Origin of the sequence: Amycolatopsis sp. w19 (genome assembly GCF_051373225.1) — a bacterium.
In the GTDB taxonomy this organism is placed as follows: Bacteria; Actinomycetota; Actinomycetes; order Mycobacteriales; family Pseudonocardiaceae; genus Amycolatopsis; species Amycolatopsis japonica.
The window spans coordinates 84,222-100,417 of the sequence record NZ_JBPQFM010000010.1 but is presented as its reverse complement, the minus strand read 5'-3'; the positions used below and the strand labels follow the sequence as shown (position 1 = coordinate 100,417).

The window sequence follows — 16,196 nt, the reverse complement described above, 5'->3', positions numbered from 1 at the left end:
TGCGCAATAGCTGTCACGTTAGGTGCAGTTTTGTGCAACGTCAATGCTCTATTAGCGCACTTTCACGCATTTGATGCGTTCAGATGTGCAGGATGGCCTGGTCACCTACGGTGGACGGATGCGGATCGTCTCGCTGCTCCCCGCCGCGGGCGAACACGCCCGCCCGATCACGTGGGACACCGTCGTCGCAGCGCGGCCCGACGTCCTTCTGTTCATGCCCTGCGGTTTCCCGCCCGAACGGACCAAGGCCGAGCTACCACTGCCGACCGGACTGCCCGGCTGGGGTGACATCCCGGCCGTGCACATCCTGGACGGCCCGGCTTACTTCAACCGCCCCGGACCTCGCGTCGTCGACGGCGCCGAGATCCTCGCCGGGCTCCTGCACGAGTGACCGGCGTCACTCCGAAAGCTGTCACAACCTCTCCGTCCGGCTCGTCATGTAGGCAGCAATCGACCGAGAGGGAAGATCATGGAACCGCGCGTCAACCTGTTCGAGAACGAAGTCATCCTCAAGTACGCCAAGCGTCTCGGCGCCGCGAACCGCCCGATCGAGGAGTCCTCGCTGCCGCACGCGACGCAGGAACTGGTGAAGCTGCGCGCCAGCCAGATCAACGGCTGCGGCTTCTGCACCGACATGCACAGCAAGGACGCCGCGCACGCCGGTGAGACCTCGGTCCGGCTCAACCTGGTCGCCGCCTGGCGGGAGGCGAACGTGTTCACCGAGGCCGAGCGCGCGGCCCTCGCGCTCACCGAGGAGGGCACCCGCATCGCCGACGCGCACCACGGCGTCAGCGACGACACCTGGGCGCAGGTGCGCAAGCACTACGACGACGAGCAGATCGGCGCTCTGATCGCGCTGGTCGCCACGATCAACGCGTACAACCGGCTCAACGTCATCGCCCGGACCCCGGCAGGCGACTACCAGCCCGGCATGTTCGACTGATCCTCGCGTTCATCGACAACAGCATCGCTTCGCCGGACAACGATCGAGGTGCGACGGGCTGCTAAACCTGCGGATACCAGCGATCCGGAGGTTCAGCCCGTGCAACTCGACGTCCGCTTCTTCCCCGTGACCGGCACCCATCGGCTCAGCGCCGACCTCGTCGGGCTGCGCGCGAACTTCCACTACGGCTCGGGAAACGTGCTGGAGCAGCATTATGCGGACAGGACGACGATGATCTGGACCGGCGTCTCCGGCGATTTCGCCGGTGTCCGCCAGAAGGAATCGACACTGCGTGTCTTCGAAACCGGCCCGGCGCAGTATTTCGTCACCTGGTACGAATCCGGAACAGTCGCGACGGCGGCGCACGGTGAGATCTTCGACGGCGGTTATCCGATCGCCGTGATGGCGGACTTCGGCCGTCTGATCGCGACTGCCGCCTACACGAATCCGCGCGAGGACGGCGGGCAGTACTTTCTCGTGGATCAGGCGACGATCGAGATCCTGGACAAGCCGCACGGATGGCCCTCCTTTCCCGAACCGCGGTCGTGAGTGGCGTTTCGGGCTCTATTGAGGGGTAAGTCAAAAGTGGCGCGATGGAGTCGGCGGCGCGTGCAGGCTCGCCACCGAGGCATAGCACGCCCTCAGACTGTCCAAAAAGGATACTTTTTGAGATCAAACCGTCTGATTTGGGCACTTTGCGCAGTATTGCCCGGGTGTCGTGAGTGGTAATGGTCGTTCTAGCCCTCTTTACCACTCACGACCCACCGGAGGGACCGGACATCATGACATCAATCGGGCGCGCGGGCCAGGCAAGGTGTCCGCCGTGGACACATCGCGCCGGGCTCGTCCCCGCGAGTCATTCCGGAATCCCGCGTGGCAGGGTTCGATCACGCCATATTCGACTTACCCTCGATAGAACGACCCTCGCCACTCGCGACCCCCTGGCAATACTGCGCAAAGTGCCCAAATCAGACGCGCTGATCTCGCAGAACGTCCTTTTTGGACAGTCCGAGTGGCGCCAGGCCTCGGTGGCGAGCCCGCTCGCACCGCCGACTCCATCACGTCACCTTTGACTTACCTCTCAGTAACCCGAAACGCCACTCACGACCAGGCGCTGCCGAACAAGCGCCGCGCGCGCAAAGGCAAAGCCCAAGCCCACCTCCGCTCCCATACTGGCCGTCCAGCGGAGATGAGGAGCAGCGCATGAGCCGAGACGACACGTCGCTCGCCAAAAACGTCCTGGGCGTGCCAGGCATCGTCTTCCTCGTGCTCGCCGCGGTCGCGCCGCTGACCGGGATGATCGTGATCGCGGCCATCGGCATCGCGGTCGGGAACGGCGGCGGCATGGTCGCGGCGTTCCTGCTGGCGACGGTCGTCCTGTTGCTGTTCGCGGTCGGGTACGCGCAGATGTCGCGGGTTCTCACGAGCGCGGGCGGCTTTTACGCCTTCGTGGTCAAGGGATTGGGCAGGACACCGGGTCTCGTCGCCGGTTTCATCGCGATGCTCGGCTACAACTGTTTCGTCGCGGGAGCGATCGGGACGAGCGGGTTCTTCACCTCCACGGCGATCGACGACGTCTTCGGCCTGAAACTCGATTGGCTGTTCTGGAGCGCGCTTTCGGTCGCGCTGGTCCTCCTGCTCAGCCGTCGCGGGATCGCGGTCAGCGCGAAGGTGCTGGGCGCCTCGCTGATCCTCGAAGTGTCGATCCTGCTGATCATGGACTTCAGCGTGCTGTTCCGGCACGGCTTCTCGTTCGCCGCGTTCAGCCCGTCCGTGATGTTCCAAGGTGCCGGCGGGCTGGCGTTGTTGTTCGCCGCCAACGCTTTCATCGGTTTCGAGGCGACGGCGCTGTTCGGTGAGGAGGCCAGGGATCCCAAGCGGACGATCCCGCGGGCGACCTACATCGCCATCGGGTTCATCGGGGTGTTCGCCGCGTTCACGACCTGGGCCGTGGTCAGCGCGATCGGCGCCGAGCAGGCGCAGGACGTGGCCGCCGCGCATCTGTCGAGCGGGGATCTCGTGCTTTCGGTCGCCCAGGAGTACCTTGGCGGCCCGCTGACCAAGGTGATGTTGCTGCTTCTGGTGGTCAGCCTGTTCGCGGCACTGCTGGCGCTGCACAATTCGGCCACCCGCTATCTGTACGCGCTGGGCCGGGTCGGCGTGCTGCCGCGTGTGCTCGGCAAGACCAGCCCGCGCAACGGTGCGCCGCACTACGCCTCGATCGTCCAGTTGCTCTTCGGGTCGGTGGTGGCGCTGGCGTTCCGTCTCGCCGGGCTCGACCCGGTCGCCGACCTCACCGCGAGCATGACCGGCTTCGGCACCCTCGGCATCCTCACCCTGCAGTTGTTCGCGGCGGTGGCGATCCTGGTCTATTTCCGCCGGACACGGGACCGCCGGGTCGTGAAGACGCTGATCGCGCCCGGGCTGGGCGCGGTGGGCCTCGGGCTCATCGTGACGCTGGCGATCGTCAACTTCCCCACGCTCGCTGGGTCGAGCAATGGCGTCGTCCCGCTCCTGCCGTGGCTGCTCCTGGTGGTCGCGCTGGCCGGGCTCGCGCTCGCCGGCTGGCTGCGCCGGTTCCGTCCTTCGGTTTACGACGCATTGGAAACCGACCTGGAACGCGAACCGTCAAACGTTGTTGGTCAGTGAGAGATTGAACGAATAGCGCGAGGCGCGGTAGACGTGCCACCCGTATTCCACGACCTTGCCGGACTCGTCGTAGGTGGTGCGGCGCATGGTGAGCAGCGCCGCGCCCGGCTTCTCGTCGAGCAGTTCGGCGTCCTCCTCGGTCGCCTGCCGGGCGCCGACGTTCTGCTGGGCGGCGTGCAGCCGGACACCCGCCGAGCGCAGTAGCTGGTAGAGCCCCTTGTCCCGCAATTCGTCGTCGGCCGGATCGATGAGACCGTCGGGCAGGTAGTTGTTCATGATCGCCAGCGGTTCGCCGCCGGTCGAGCGCACCCGCTTCAGCCGCCGGACGTGGGTCAGGCCCGGCGTTTCGAGCTGTTCGATCGCCTCGTCGCCCGCGGGCTCGACCTGGTTCACGAGGACGACGGATTCCGGCTTGTCCCCCAGTTCACTGAGGTCGTCGAAGAGGCTGCTCAAGCGCAGCGGCCGGGCGACCTTGGTGCGGACGACCTGCGTGCCGACACCCCGTTTGCGGACGAGCAGGCCCTGGTTGACCAGTGACTGGATCGCCTGGCGGATGGTCGGCCGCGACAGGTGCAGCCGCGCCGCCAGGTCCAGCTCGTTGTCCAGCCGGGCGCCGTTGGGCAGCCTGCCGTCTTCGATGGCGGCGCCGATCTGCCGGGCGACCTGGGAGTACAGCGGTTCCGGGCCGTTCGGATCCACCACGATCTCGCCGGGCACCCAGGGTTTCATGCGCGGAGCCTACCGCGCTCGACCATTATGACCTTATGTCCATATGTCTTGACAAAGTCTCCGAACGCTTGCGATGGTCGAAGGACCACGCGAGCCGGGAGGTACGAACGTGTCGGACACAGTGCGCCGGATAGCCACTGCGAGGGTGCGGGATCCGGGAGCGATCGCCGTGGCCGCCGCCACCCGCGTCCGCGCGAAATCGCCGTTCAACGACAAGGGCCGCACGATGATCATCGCCGCGGACCATCCGGCTCGCGGCGCGAACGGCGTCGGCTCCGACCCGCTCGCGATGGCCGACCGCGGCGAACTGCTCGACCGCCTCGGCCTGGCGCTGGAACGCCCCGGGGTCACCGGCGTGCTGGCGACGCCGGACATCATCGACGATCTGCTGCTCCTCGGCGTGCTCGACGGCAAGACCGTCATCGGCTCGATGAACCGCACCGGACTGGCGGGATCGAGTTTCGAGATCGACGACCGGTTCGCCTGCTACGACGCCGAAACGATCGAGCGGATGCGCTTCGACGGCGGCAAGACGCTCACCAGGATCTGCCTGACCGATCCGACGACACCGAGCGTTCTCGAGAACACCGCGAAGGCGGTCAACGACCTGGCCGACCGCAAGCTGATCGCGATGGTCGAACCGTTCCTCTCGGACTGGGTCGACGGCCGTCTCCGCAACGACCTCTCCCCCGACGCCGTGATCCGCTCGATCACCATCGCCTCCGCCCTGGGCCGCACATCGGCGTACACGTGGCTGAAGCTCCCGGTGGTGAAGGACATGGAACGCGTGCTGGCCGCCTCGACGTTGCCCGCCGTCCTGCTCGGCGGCGAGGTCAAGGACCCCGACGCCGCGTTCGCCTCCTGGCAGCGGGCGCTCGCGCTGCCGACCGTGCAGGGCCTCGTGGTCGGACGATCCCTGCTCTACCCGCACGACGGCGACGTCACCAAGGCCGTCGACACGGCCGTCGGACTGCTGTGAACACCTGTGGAGGACAACGCGTGAAGACCATCGACCACTGGATCAACGGCGCCGCGACCACGGCGGGCTCCACCCGCACGGCCCCGGTGTACGACCCGGCCGTCGGGCACGCACGGGCGGAGGTGCTGCTCGCTGAACCGTCCGATGTGGACACCGCGGTGGCCGCCGCGGCCAAGGCCTTCGGGGCGTGGGGCGATTCGTCGCTTTCGCAGCGGACGAAGGTGATGTTCGCCTTCCGCGAGCTGCTGGTGAAGCACGAGGACGAACTCGTCAGGATCATCTCCGCCGAACACGGCAAGGTGATCGACGACGCGCGCGGCGAGATCGTCCGCGGCCGCGAGATCGTCGAATACGCCTGCGGGATCGCCGACGCGCTGAAAGGTGGCTTCTCCGACCAGGTCTCGCGGGACGTGGACGTGCACGACTTCCGGCAGCCGCTCGGTGTCGTCGCCGGGATCACGCCGTTCAACTTCCCGATCATGGTGCCGTTGTGGATGCACCCGATCGCCATCGCGGCGGGCAACACGTTCATCCTCAAGCCGAGCGAGCGGGTCCCGTCCGCGTCCCGGCTGGTCGCCGAACTGTATGCCGAGGCGGGGCTGCCCGACGGCGTGTTCAACGTGGTCAACGGGGACAAGGTCGCGGTCGACGCGATCCTGGAGCACCCCGGCATCGACGCCGTGTCGTTCGTCGGGTCGACCCCGATCGCCAAGTACGTCCACGAACGCGCGACGGCCACCGGCAAACGCGTGCAGGCGCTGGGCGGGGCCAAGAACCACGCCGTCGTCCTGCCCGACGCCGATCTGGAATACGCCGCGAACCACCTCACGGCGGCCGCGTACGGTTCCGCCGGGCAGCGTTGCATGGCGATCTCCATCGGTGTCGCCGTGGGGTCGGCAGGGGACGGGCTGATCGAGATCCTCGAGCGCAAAGCCACTGAGATCAAGGTCGGGCCCGGCCACGAGGCGGGCAACGACATGGGACCGGTGGTCACGGAGGCCGCGCGGCGGCGGGTGATCGACTCCGTCGCCCTCGGGGCGGAGCAGGGCGCGACCGTGGTCGTCGACGGGCGGGAGCTGCGGGTCGCCGGGCACGAGGACGGGTTCTTCGTCGGACCGTCCCTTTTGGACCACGTGACCACCGAGATGGCCGCCTACCGCGACGAGATCTTCGGACCGGTGCTCGGGATCATCCGGGTGTCCACACTGGACGAAGCGATCGCGCTGATCAACGCGAACCCGTACGGCAACGGGACCGCGGTCTTCACCGGCAGCGGCGAGGCGGCGCGGCGATTCCAGCGCGAGGTGAAGGTCGGGATGATCGGGGTGAACGTGCCCATCCCGGTGCCGATGTCGTACTACTCCTTCGGCGGGTGGAAGGACTCCCTCATCGGCGACAGCCCGATCCACGGGCCGGCCGGCGTGCGGTTCTACACGCGGGCGAAGGTCGTCACCACGCGGTGGCCGCACTCCACCGCCGGTTTCCACTTCCCGACGTCCAGCTGAACACCCGCGTTTCGTCCTCTGAATGCGATTGCGCATTCAGAGGACGAAACACGGGGTGTCAGCGCCAAGGGTTTCTTAGGTGGCTGTTGAATGTGGCGGCAGGTCCGTGAAGGCCTCCTTGCCTACCCTGAAGGTATCCCCCAGTACATGAAGGCCCCCTTCCTTGCGCTAGACGCAAGGAAGGGGGCCTTCATGTACTGCGAAGGCGACGACTGTCAGCGCACCTCTTGCCGTTGCCGTTTCCCGACGATCCGCCAGCCGACCGCCAGCACCACGACCAGCACCGGGATCGAGTAGAAGGCGATCTTCTCGGCGCCGTCGGAGAAGCCCATCAGGATCACCACCAGCGCGAGGAAGCCGAGCGTCGCCCAGCCGCTGTAGGGCGCCCACGGCATCCGGTAGGACGGCCGTTCCACCTCCCCGCGCAGCGCCGCCTGACGTAGCCGCAGCTGACAGAAGATCAGCGTCGCCCAGGTGGTGATCACGCCGAGCGAGGCGATGGCGATCGCGATGTCGAAGGCGTCCTTCGGCACCAGGTAGTTGAGCACCACGCCCAGCACGTAGGCGCCGGACGTGAACAGGATGCCGCCGTAAGGCACATGGCGACTGCTCATCCGGCCGACGAACTTCGGCGCCTCGCCCTTGTCCGCGAGCGCGCGCAGGATGCGGCCGGTCGAATAGAGCCCGGAGTTGCAGCTCGACAGCGCGGCGGTGAGCACGACGGCGTTCATCACGTCACCGATCCCCGGGATCCCGAGGCGGGTGAACACGGTGACGAACGGGCTCTCGCCGCCGTTGTAGAACGGCCACGGCAGGAGCATCGCCAGCAGCAGCACGGAACCCACGTAGAACACGCCGATCCGCCAGACGACACCGTTGATCGCCTTCGGAAGCACCTTGCGGGCGTCCTTGGTCTCGCCGGCGGCGATGCCGACTACCTCGATCGCCGAGTACGCGAAGATGACCGCCTGCAACGTCATCAGCGCGATGCCGACACCGGCCGGGAAGAATCCACTGTGGGCGGTCAGGTTGTGCACGCCCGCGGTGGTGCCGCCGATGTCGGCGCTGGTGAGCACCAGTCCGAGGGCGGTGACCAGGAAGACGACGATGGCCAGCACCTTGACCACCGAGAACCAGAATTCCAGCTCGCCGAACAGTTTCACCGAAAGCAGGTTCACCGCCAGCAGCACACCGAGCGCGACCAGTGCGGTGATCCATTGCGGCACGTCTGGCAGCCATTTGTGCACGTAGATCGCCACCGCGGTGATCTCCGCGATGCCGGTCATCGCCCAGTTCACCCAGTACATCCAGCCGGAGGCGAAACCCGCCCACGGCCCGATGAACTTGCGGGCGTAGGTGACGAAGCTGCCGGAAGACGGCTCGTGGAGCACGAGCTCACCGAGGGCGCGCATCACGAAGTACGCGGCGATACCGCAGAGCGCGTACGACAGGACCAGCGACGGCCCGACCTGGTGGAGCTTGCCACCGGCGCCGAGGAACAGCCCGACGCCGATCGCGCCGCCGATGGCGATCATCTGCACTTGGCGGTTGCCCAGCGCTTTTGAGTAGCTTTCACCTTTTTCGGTGAGCAGCGAGGAATCCATGGTTGCCAGACGGTAGAGCGTGTGCGGCACGTCACCAACATTGCTAAGGAAGACTTAAGGTGTGCGGGACGTCACTCCGGCGGTTTAACGGGAATTTCCTTTTTCGATTTGACAAATTCACCCGCGAACCCCGATCGTCGCGCGGGAAGGAGCGCTTCTACGCTACGGCCGTGGACCTCGCAGCGCTGCTGGACCGGATCGCCGACGACGTCGCGCCGGAGATCGGCCGCGGCTCCGTCGCGGACTACATCCCCGCCCTGGCCAGGGTCGAACCCGGCCGGTTCGGCATGGCGGTGGCCGAAGTGGACGGTGGGCTGCACGGGGTCGGCGACTGGGAGGTGCCGTTCTCCATCCAGAGCATGTCGAAGGTCTTCACCTTGGCGCTCGCGCTCTCCCACGGCGACGGGGTGTGGGAACGGGTGGGCCGCGAGCCGTCCGGAAACCCGTTCAACTCGCTGGTCCAGCTCGAGAACGAGGACGGAATCCCCCGCAATCCGTTCATCAACGCCGGCGCCCTCGTGGTGACCGACGAATTGGCGCACCACGGCGACGCGGCGGAAACCCTGCTTCGGTTCCTCCGGGAGGAAAGCGGGCGCGCCGGCATCGGGATCGACGCCGAGGTCGCCGCGTCGGAGGCCGCGCACGCCGACCGCAACCGCGCCCTCGCGTATTTCATGGCGTCGTACCGGAACATGCGTCATCCGGTGCCCGCCGTCCTCGACCAGTACGTGCGCCAGTGCTCGATCGCGATGAGCTGTGGCGACGTCGCGCGGGCGGCGGTGTTCCTCGCCCGCCACGGCGTGCGCAACGACGGCAGCCGCCTGCTCGAACAGAGCGCCGCCAAGCGGGTCAACGCGGTGATGCTGACCTGCGGCACCTACGACGCGGCCGGCGAATTCGCCTACCGCGTCGGGCTTCCGGGCAAGAGCGGGGTCGGCGGCGGCATCGTCGCGATCGTCCCCGGCCGGTGCGCGATCTGCGTCTGGAGCCCCGGCCTGGACCCGCGCGGCAACTCCGTCGCGGGCGTCGCGGCGCTGGACCGGTTCACCACCCTGACCGGCTGGTCGATCTTCTGAGCGGTTTGGATCCGCGCCGACGGGGAAGCCGCCGGTGTGCAGACGTTTCTCCCGTGCGCTGATTTCCGGGCCTCCGCTTCCGTCCTCGACCAGCGGAGGCTCGGGAAACAGCGGGTCGAGACCATCCAGGTGAGGCGCTCGTCCGGTACGGCTTCGACGTCTGCGAGGTCTGGTGCGAGACCGGCCGCCAGGACACCTGCCGCGAAACACTGCGGCTCGACCTGCTCCGCGCCACCGGACTCGACGAGGTCCGCACCCAGGACCGGCTCGCCGACGCGAAGGAACTGCGCCCTGGCTCGGCGACGCGGATTTCCACCGCAGCCATCGGTCCGCGCTCGTCCGCAAGGAGCCGGGGCACTACCGCGCGAGTTTCCCGGACGTTCCCGACGACCTGCCCTACGTCTGGCCGGCGTCGGACCGTCCACGACGAGAAGGAGTGCGATGAGCCAGCGATTCCGCAAAGGCGACAAGGTCCGCTGGAAGGAGGACCCGCAGCGCGGGCTCAGCCGCTCGAAGGACGCCCCATCTCGTGTCCCGGCCGTCCCTCGGTCCGCCGCCGGCGCTTGATCCGCTCTTCGTGCAGGTGCCGCCGTCCGCCGGTCAGGTCACCGGTGACGTCGCGCGCCATGTCGCGGTACGCCGCGTAGTAGCCCTCGTCGTACTCCTCGATCAGCTGGAACGTCCACCGCTCCGGCAGCACGTTGAGCCCGACAAGTTCGGTCTGGATCCGCTCCGCCCACTCGGCGTGCCCGGCTTTCCGGAGGGCGTCGACGGCCTCGCCGAGCGCGAAGTCGGCGGTTCCGGTGAGGTGATGGAAGGCGTACAGGTGACCACGCGCCTGCTCGACCGTTTCGAGGGCGAAGATCAGCTTCCCGACGGCGTCGACGGTCGCCTCGTCGGGTTCTGAAGATGAGTCCGGCATGCCGGGGAATGCCCCCGCGCCGGCCCGTCTACACCTCGTCGGCCGCGATCCGCGCGAACGAGCGGATCAGCGGGTTCTCCCGTTCGGTCACCCACGCGACGACCAGCGGGCTCGGTGGCATGTCGGCCAGCGGCACCCAGGTGAGGCCGTCCGGCAGGGCGTGCCCGAGCGGTGCGATCCCCGCCGATCCGTTCCACAGGACGGCTTGGAGGCATTCGCCGACCGTGCGCACCACCGGTCCGGACGGCCGCTCGCCCACTGGCGTCGCCCCGTTCCAGTACTCGCGCCACAGTGGATCCGTTCCCTCCGGCAGCTGGAACCATGGCCGATCGGCGACGTCGGCCAGCCGCAGTGTCGCGCGATCGGCGAGTGGGTCGCCGGTGCGCAGTACCAGGCCGACCGGATCCGAACGCAGGACCCGCACGGTGAGGCCGGTTTCGTCGAACGGCGAGCGGGTCAGCGCGACGTCGGCCAGTCCGGCGCGCAGACCGGTGGTGGGGTCGGTGAAATCCGCCTCACGGAAGCGGATCGAGACCTCGGGATGCCGGCGCCGGAACGCCGCGGCCAGGCGGGTGCCCGCCTCCCCCGCGCCGTCGGCCAGGGTCCCGACGGTGAGCGTCGCGAGGCCCGCCGTCTCGATCACCCGGGCGCGGGCGCGTTCGGCCTGGTCCAGCAGGGTGCGGGCCTCCGCGTACAGGGTGGTTCCGGCCGCGGTGGGCTCGACGCCGGCGGCCGACCGGAGCAGCAGGACCACCCCCAGGTCGTTCTCCAGCTGCCGGATGGCCCGGCTCAGCGGCGGCTGGGTCATGTGCAGCCGCGCGGCGGCCCGGCCGAAGTGCCGCTCCTCGGCGACGGCGACGAAATAACGCAACAGACGAAGCTCCATCACCAGCGATGATACCCATCAGGTATCGGCTGGTGAAGATCGGACTTGGACGGCGCCCGAGGGCCGGCACGACAGTGGGGTCATGCCCTTCGAACCACTCACCCACGAACCCGCCGTCGACCCCGCCCAGGTCAGGGAGATCGCCCGCGACGTCGTGGTGATCCCGAATCTCGGCGTCGACCTCGTCCCCAACATCGGCGTCATCGGCGGCTCGCATTCGGTGCTCGTCGTCGACACGGGACTCGGTCCTCGCAACGCCGAGAAGGTGCTCGCCTTCGCGGCCGAACACGCCCGCGGCCGCAGGCTGTACCTGACGACGACGCATTTTCACCCCGAGCACGCTTTCGGCGCACAGGTCTTCGCGGACGAGGCGACCTATCTCGTCAACAGCGCCCAAGCCGCGGACCTGGTCCACAAAGGACCGGGCTACCTCGAGATGTTCCGCGGCCTCGGCACCCCGGTCGCACGGGCGCTGGACGGCGTCGACTTCGTCACCCCCGACGTGGTCTACGACGACGAGTACGACCTCGACCTCGGCGGGCGGGTCGTGCGCCTGGCGGCCACCGGACGCGCCCACAGCAAGGGCGATCAGGTGGTGACCGTGCCCGACGCGGGCGTGCTGTTCACCGGGGACCTGGTCGAGACCGGCCAGTTCTCGATCTTCCCGTGGTTCCCGCCGTACGACACCGATGTCTCGGGACCGCGCTGGATCGAAGTGCTGGGACGGCTGGCCGCCGCCGGACCGGACCTCGTCGTCCCTGGCCACGGCGACGTCTCCGGACGCCGGATCCTGATCGACGTCCGCGAGTACCTCGAACTGCTGCGCGACGAAACGTGGGAGCGGCGCGACTCGGCGCTCCCCGAAGAGTCCATCGCCGCGGAGGTCGAAGCGCTGATGATCGAACGCCACCCCGAGTGGGAGGGCCGGGAGTGGATCGCGAAGGGCGTCGGCTGCTTCTGCGCCGACCACTCAGGCCATGAGGCAGCAGGCACCGGTGAAGCAGCCGAAGGCGCCTCCGCTTGACGCGTTCTTCCAGTTGTCGAAGCGGTCGATCACGAGTTCGACCTCGGCCTGCCGGGCCACGGTGACATCGATGGCGGAGTCGGCGAAGAAGCTGCGGATATCGTCGGCAACGGTGCTCTTCATGGAAGATCTCCCTCGAACCTGCGGTGTTGGATACCGAAATCGTGCAGGTTCGGGCCCCGGTGTCGACAGTGCGAAGCGCCACGGACGACGTGTGGCTTTCGACTGCTCCACTCGCGTCAACCGGCTGACGCGAGTGGAGCAGCCGGCTATTTGAAGATCGCGATGGGGTGGACGACGAGTTCCCCGGTTTCGGGGTCCCAGTCCTCGACCTTGCCGAGGCAGCGCGCCCGGAACGCGCCGGTGGGCGCGGAGTCCCGCAGATCGCTGGTCACACAGGTGAACCGGATCCGCCTGCTCCGCTCCGGATCGTCCGGATTCCCGTACGGCGCCACGAAAACCGTCTCGGTGTCGGTCTGGGAGCGTTTACGGAACAGGCCCTTCACGGAGATGAACGCCTCGACGCCGCGCAGCCTGGTTTTGACCTGACGGGTGCTCTCCGGACCGTCGGCCCAGCCGAGTTCCTTCACCAGTGCCCGGTTGTGGGCCAGTTCCTGTTTCGTCAAATCGACGTAGATGATGTCGTGGTGCTTCTCCAGCACCTTCGTCACGATGCCGATCACCGTGATCGGTTCGGCCTTGCGGATGTACCGCCGGAACTCCTCGTCGGTGTCGGTGCGCTCCGATTCTCCTTTCAGCGGGCCGAATCCGCCCGAACCCCAGAATCGCCAGCCCCGGCTCTTCCGTTTCTCGACCTCCTGCTCCAGCGCCTCGTTGTAGCGATGCAACTGGTAGAGGCCCATCACGGATTTCGTGTGCAGGTAGAAGCCGATTCCCCGGATCATGCCCTGATCGCCGTCGGACCGCGCACGGCGCCAGTGCTTCACGAAAACGACGATCGCGACGAGGAAGGCGACCACGGTCAGCACCCAGACCGCGAGCCACAGTCCCCAGACATCCCACCACAGATTATCGGCAGCCACGGATCTCCTTGAAGGCGTCGAGCAGCGATGTCGTGTTCGCGTCGACCATCCGGCCACCGGTGGCCACGGCCGCGCGCTCCAGCTCGGCGGGGTTCGCCTCGCCGAACCGGATGGTGTACGTGTGCACGCCCGGATCCCTTGGCGCGCGCAGGAATTCTTCGATACCGGGGCCGGTGTTGCTCTCCCCGTCGGTCATCAGCACGATCGAGACGTCTCCGCCGGGCTCGGCGCCACGATGGATACCCGCCTTCGTGTACGCCTCGCCGAGCGCGGACCAGACCGCGGTGTTGCCGTCGAACTCGTCGGCCGCGATGAAGGCCCGCAGCGCGTCGAGATCACTGGGCCCTTCGATGGTGAACTCCTTGTCCCCCAGTATCTTCCCGCCGAACCGGAGGACCGTGAGGCGCTCGCCGCGGTAGAAGCGGTCGAAGCCTCCGTCCGGACCACCGCTCAGCCCGGCGAAGGTCGCGCGGAGCGCGGCGATCCGCGGCCCCTTCATCGAACCGGAGAAGTCCAGCACGAAGATCACACGCCCCGGCGCGCGGGAAGCGGACGCCGCGTAGTCGTCGAGGAGTTTGTCCACGACGGCCTGTTCGTCCGGGAAGTACAGCGAGTTCCCGATCGAGGCCGGCAGCCTCGGATCGAGCCTCACCTCGCCGGTGATCGGACGGCGAAGGGTCCGCTCCATCAGTTTCTTCTGCGTCGCCGGGCTCCTGAGCCAGGAGACGACCTTGTCGTACGCCTCCCGTTCGGCCGGGTCCAGCAGCAGGACCGGGTAGTCGGACTGGACGATGCCGTCACGCGGATACACCAGTTCCAACGGGGTCTTGAGCCTGCCGCTCGCGTTCAGGGAGAGCAAGGTGGACTCGTACCCGATGATCGCGTCCACGTCCTGGCGCTCGGCGAACCGATCGGCCACGGCGGCCGAAGTGTCCGCCGTCAGCGTGTGCCCGGTGCGGAAGCCCTGGAGTTTGTCGCATTTCACGTCCTGGAGGCGCAGCGCGGCGCCGGTGCCCGCGGCGGCCGTCGCCACCCCGACGAGTGAGGTGAGCCCGCTGGTCGACTTGGCCGGATCCGCCATCGCGAACCGGAAGCCACCGCCTGCCGCCGCGTCCGCCAGATCCGCCCATGAGAGCTTGCCGTCCGGTTTGCCTCGGCGTAGTTCCGCCGCCTTCGCCGGGGTGATCCCGACGATGACCGGCGACACCATGGTCTTGGTCGCGAGCGGCCGTTCCCCCTTGTCGGCGGACTGCCGGTGTTTGAGCTGGAAATACCGGTCGGTGGAAAGCCAGGCGAGATCGTGCGTGGCCTTTCCCGGGGTGAGGGAGGCGGCGGCGTCGATCGTTCCCCGGAAATCCATTTCCAGTTCGATTCCCGTTTCCGTGCGAAGGTCGTCGAGAATCGGCCCGAGATCGGCCAGCTCCGAACTGGCCAGCACGCGCAGTTTCACCTTCTGCCCACCGCTCGTACAGGCGGCGACCAGCAGGAGCAGGCAGCACAGGATCGCGAGGAGCCGCTTCACGGGCAGTCCCCCACCGTTTTGATCATCTCTTCCAGCACCGGGTTGTCCGGCAACGGCGTGGTGCTGTCGTCGGCGGCGATCTCCGGAGCGGGCAGCCCCTGTTCGCGGAGGAACTCGTACAGCCGCGCGCTTTTCGTGCTGCCCGCGGGGGTCGCGACGCCGAAGCCGAGCTCCATCGCGCGGCGCTGCAGCTCCGGATCGAACGTGATCAGCTCGCCGAGCCGTTCCGCTTCCGGTTTCAGCGCCAGGAACTGGGGTTTCGTCAGGATGTCGTCCTTCGGATACAGCAGGACCCGGTCGTGGTCCGGCCGTCCGCTCTGCGCCTTGGCCCGCAGCTGCATGGCGAGGTATTGATGCTCGTAGATGACGACGATCGGTTTGTCCCCCTCGGCCAGATTCGCGTACGACTCCGACAGATCCGCCGACGGGAAGCCTTGTGCCGCCACGAGCGGTTTGACCCGGTTGGCCAGCTTTTTCGCGGACGAGAGGTTCGGCGGACCGGCGGGTGCGCCCGCCGGCTGCGGGTCGACGACGGGGACATGGCGGCCGTTCTCCAGGAACGCCAGCAGGATCAGGTACGTCGCGCCCGAGTTGGAGTCGCAGATGTTCGAGGTCTGGGCGAGCACCCTGTTGCCGTTCTCCGCGCCGAAGCGCCTGATGCCGAGCGAGTCCCAGGTCTGTTCCTTTCGCAGGGTCTCGATGAACTTCTCGGTGTCCAGCGTGTAGTACAGCGGCTCCTGTTCACCCTCCGGTTTCGTGGCGATCTTGTTGCTCGCCAGCGTTTCCGCGTAGCGGCGATACGTGGCGAGGACGATCGGGCTGGTGAACGGCTGCCGCGCGCTGCCCGTCCATTGGTCGGCCCTCGACCGCCGGACGAGACTCGCGGCGGGCTCGCCCGACATGAACACGAAGTCGTACTGGCTGAGGTCGTGGGTGGCGACGTCCCGCGAGCCCGCCCTGGTCACGTGGACGCGGATGTGGTGGCGCATCAGGATTTCCTGGATCTTCGCGTCCTCGAAGAGATCCGATTTGGAGCCCATCTTGCCGCGCAGGACGAGCGTCTGCTGGAACGGGACCACGATCGCCCCGCTCATGAGCAGGGCGATCAGTCCGGTCACGGCCAGGGCCAGCGCGGGCCCGAAAGTGCGGAGAAAGCGACGGCGCAGAAAGAACGCCGAGGGTTTCGGTCGGATGGTGAGCTGGGGTTCTTCACGAAGCGAGCTATCGGTGGTCACCGATTTCCTCCCCGAATGTCCGGCAAGCCCATTTTACCGGGGAGCACCGACGGAAAAGCACGTCTCGATCCGGCTTCGG

General features: G+C 67.5%; 16 protein-coding genes and 1 pseudogene. 9 read left to right on the top strand and 8 right to left on the bottom strand.

All coding sequences use genetic code 11. The annotated features are described in order from the left end of the window. Positions 1–118 precede the first annotated feature (118 nt). The 4 genes from ACSMFO_RS21000 to ACSMFO_RS20985 all read left to right on the top strand — a co-directional run bounded on the left by ACSMFO_RS21000 (position 119) and on the right by ACSMFO_RS20985 (position 3,592). The gene (locus ACSMFO_RS21000; RefSeq protein WP_436460172.1) at positions 119–391 is read left to right on the top strand and encodes a hypothetical protein; all 273 of its coding nucleotides are present in this window, start codon (positions 119–121) and stop codon (positions 389–391) included. A gap of 78 nt (positions 392–469) precedes the next feature. Then, positions 470–943: a carboxymuconolactone decarboxylase family protein gene (locus ACSMFO_RS20995; RefSeq protein WP_395869632.1), complete on the top strand. Its 474-nt coding sequence runs from the start codon at positions 470–472 to the stop codon at positions 941–943. Positions 944–1,042: 99 nt separating this feature from the next. Beyond that, positions 1,043–1,492: a MoaF C-terminal domain-containing protein gene (locus ACSMFO_RS20990; RefSeq protein WP_436460171.1), complete on the top strand. Its 450-nt coding sequence runs from the start codon at positions 1,043–1,045 to the stop codon at positions 1,490–1,492. A gap of 654 nt (positions 1,493–2,146) precedes the next feature. Then, entirely contained in the window at positions 2,147–3,592 is a 1,446-nt protein-coding gene (locus ACSMFO_RS20985) for an APC family permease (protein ID WP_436460170.1), read from the top strand. On the opposite strand, the gene ACSMFO_RS20980 is transcribed toward ACSMFO_RS20985, so the two are convergent. Further along, positions 3,572–4,321, bottom strand: coding sequence for a GntR family transcriptional regulator (locus ACSMFO_RS20980; RefSeq protein ID WP_436460169.1), 750 nt, complete (start codon positions 4,319–4,321; stop codon positions 3,572–3,574). The genes ACSMFO_RS20985 and ACSMFO_RS20980 overlap by 21 nt on opposite strands. Positions 4,322–4,430: 109 nt before the next feature. Here ACSMFO_RS20980 and ACSMFO_RS20975 point away from each other — a divergent pair, with 109 nt between their 5' ends. Further along, a complete protein-coding gene (locus ACSMFO_RS20975) occupies positions 4,431–5,300 on the top strand; it encodes a Cgl0159 family (beta/alpha)8-fold protein (protein ID WP_436460168.1) in 870 nt (289 codons plus the stop codon). Positions 5,301–5,320: 20 nt separating this feature from the next. Then, on the top strand, positions 5,321–6,805 hold the full coding sequence (locus ACSMFO_RS20970) for a CoA-acylating methylmalonate-semialdehyde dehydrogenase (protein ID WP_436460167.1): 1,485 nt from the start codon (positions 5,321–5,323) through the stop codon (positions 6,803–6,805). A gap of 215 nt (positions 6,806–7,020) precedes the next feature. Here ACSMFO_RS20970 and ACSMFO_RS20965 read toward each other — a convergent pair whose 3' ends face one another. After that, the gene (locus ACSMFO_RS20965) at positions 7,021–8,409 is read right to left on the bottom strand and encodes an amino acid permease (RefSeq protein ID WP_436460271.1); all 1,389 of its coding nucleotides are present in this window, start codon (positions 8,407–8,409) and stop codon (positions 7,021–7,023) included. Positions 8,410–8,579: 170 nt separating this feature from the next. Here ACSMFO_RS20965 and ACSMFO_RS20960 point away from each other — a divergent pair, with 170 nt between their 5' ends. Further along, the gene (locus ACSMFO_RS20960; RefSeq protein ID WP_436460166.1) at positions 8,580–9,485 is read left to right on the top strand and encodes a glutaminase; all 906 of its coding nucleotides are present in this window, start codon (positions 8,580–8,582) and stop codon (positions 9,483–9,485) included. 36 nt (positions 9,486–9,521) lie between these two features. Then, positions 9,522–9,930, top strand: a pseudogene (locus ACSMFO_RS20955) (MSMEG_6728 family protein). Positions 9,931–9,987: 57 nt separating this feature from the next. On the opposite strand, the gene ACSMFO_RS20950 reads toward ACSMFO_RS20955, so the two are convergent. Beyond that, a complete protein-coding gene (locus ACSMFO_RS20950) occupies positions 9,988–10,407 on the bottom strand; it encodes a hypothetical protein (RefSeq protein ID WP_436460165.1) in 420 nt (139 codons plus the stop codon). Positions 10,408–10,435: 28 nt separating this feature from the next. Next, positions 10,436–11,293, bottom strand: a complete 858-nt coding sequence (locus tag ACSMFO_RS20945) for a LysR substrate-binding domain-containing protein (protein WP_436460164.1) — start codon at positions 11,291–11,293, stop codon at positions 10,436–10,438. 82 nt (positions 11,294–11,375) lie between these two features. Here ACSMFO_RS20945 and ACSMFO_RS20940 point away from each other — a divergent pair, with 82 nt between their 5' ends. Further along, complete coding sequence (locus tag ACSMFO_RS20940) at positions 11,376–12,317, top strand: MBL fold metallo-hydrolase (RefSeq protein ID WP_436460163.1); 942 nt, start codon at positions 11,376–11,378, stop codon at positions 12,315–12,317. Here the strand turns inward: ACSMFO_RS20940 and ACSMFO_RS20935 are convergent. From ACSMFO_RS20935 to ACSMFO_RS20920, 4 genes are all read right to left on the bottom strand, one after another. After that, positions 12,264–12,440: a hypothetical protein gene (locus ACSMFO_RS20935; protein WP_436460162.1), complete on the bottom strand. Its 177-nt coding sequence runs from the start codon at positions 12,438–12,440 to the stop codon at positions 12,264–12,266. The two genes, ACSMFO_RS20940 and ACSMFO_RS20935, sit on opposite strands and share 54 nt — an antisense overlap. 146 nt (positions 12,441–12,586) lie before the next feature. Further along, positions 12,587–13,360 carry a hypothetical protein gene (locus ACSMFO_RS20930; protein ID WP_395872639.1) on the bottom strand — a complete coding sequence of 258 codons (774 nt, stop codon included), beginning with the start codon at positions 13,358–13,360 and terminating at the stop codon, positions 12,587–12,589. Next, positions 13,347–14,882, bottom strand: a complete 1,536-nt coding sequence (locus ACSMFO_RS20925; protein ID WP_436460161.1) for a substrate-binding domain-containing protein — start codon at positions 14,880–14,882, stop codon at positions 13,347–13,349. The genes ACSMFO_RS20930 and ACSMFO_RS20925 overlap by 14 nt, the downstream gene beginning before the upstream one ends. Next, complete coding sequence (locus tag ACSMFO_RS20920; protein WP_436460160.1) at positions 14,879–16,117, bottom strand: hypothetical protein; 1,239 nt, start codon at positions 16,115–16,117, stop codon at positions 14,879–14,881. Before ACSMFO_RS20920 ends, ACSMFO_RS20925 begins: the two co-directional genes overlap by 4 nt. Positions 16,118–16,196 lie beyond the last annotated feature (79 nt).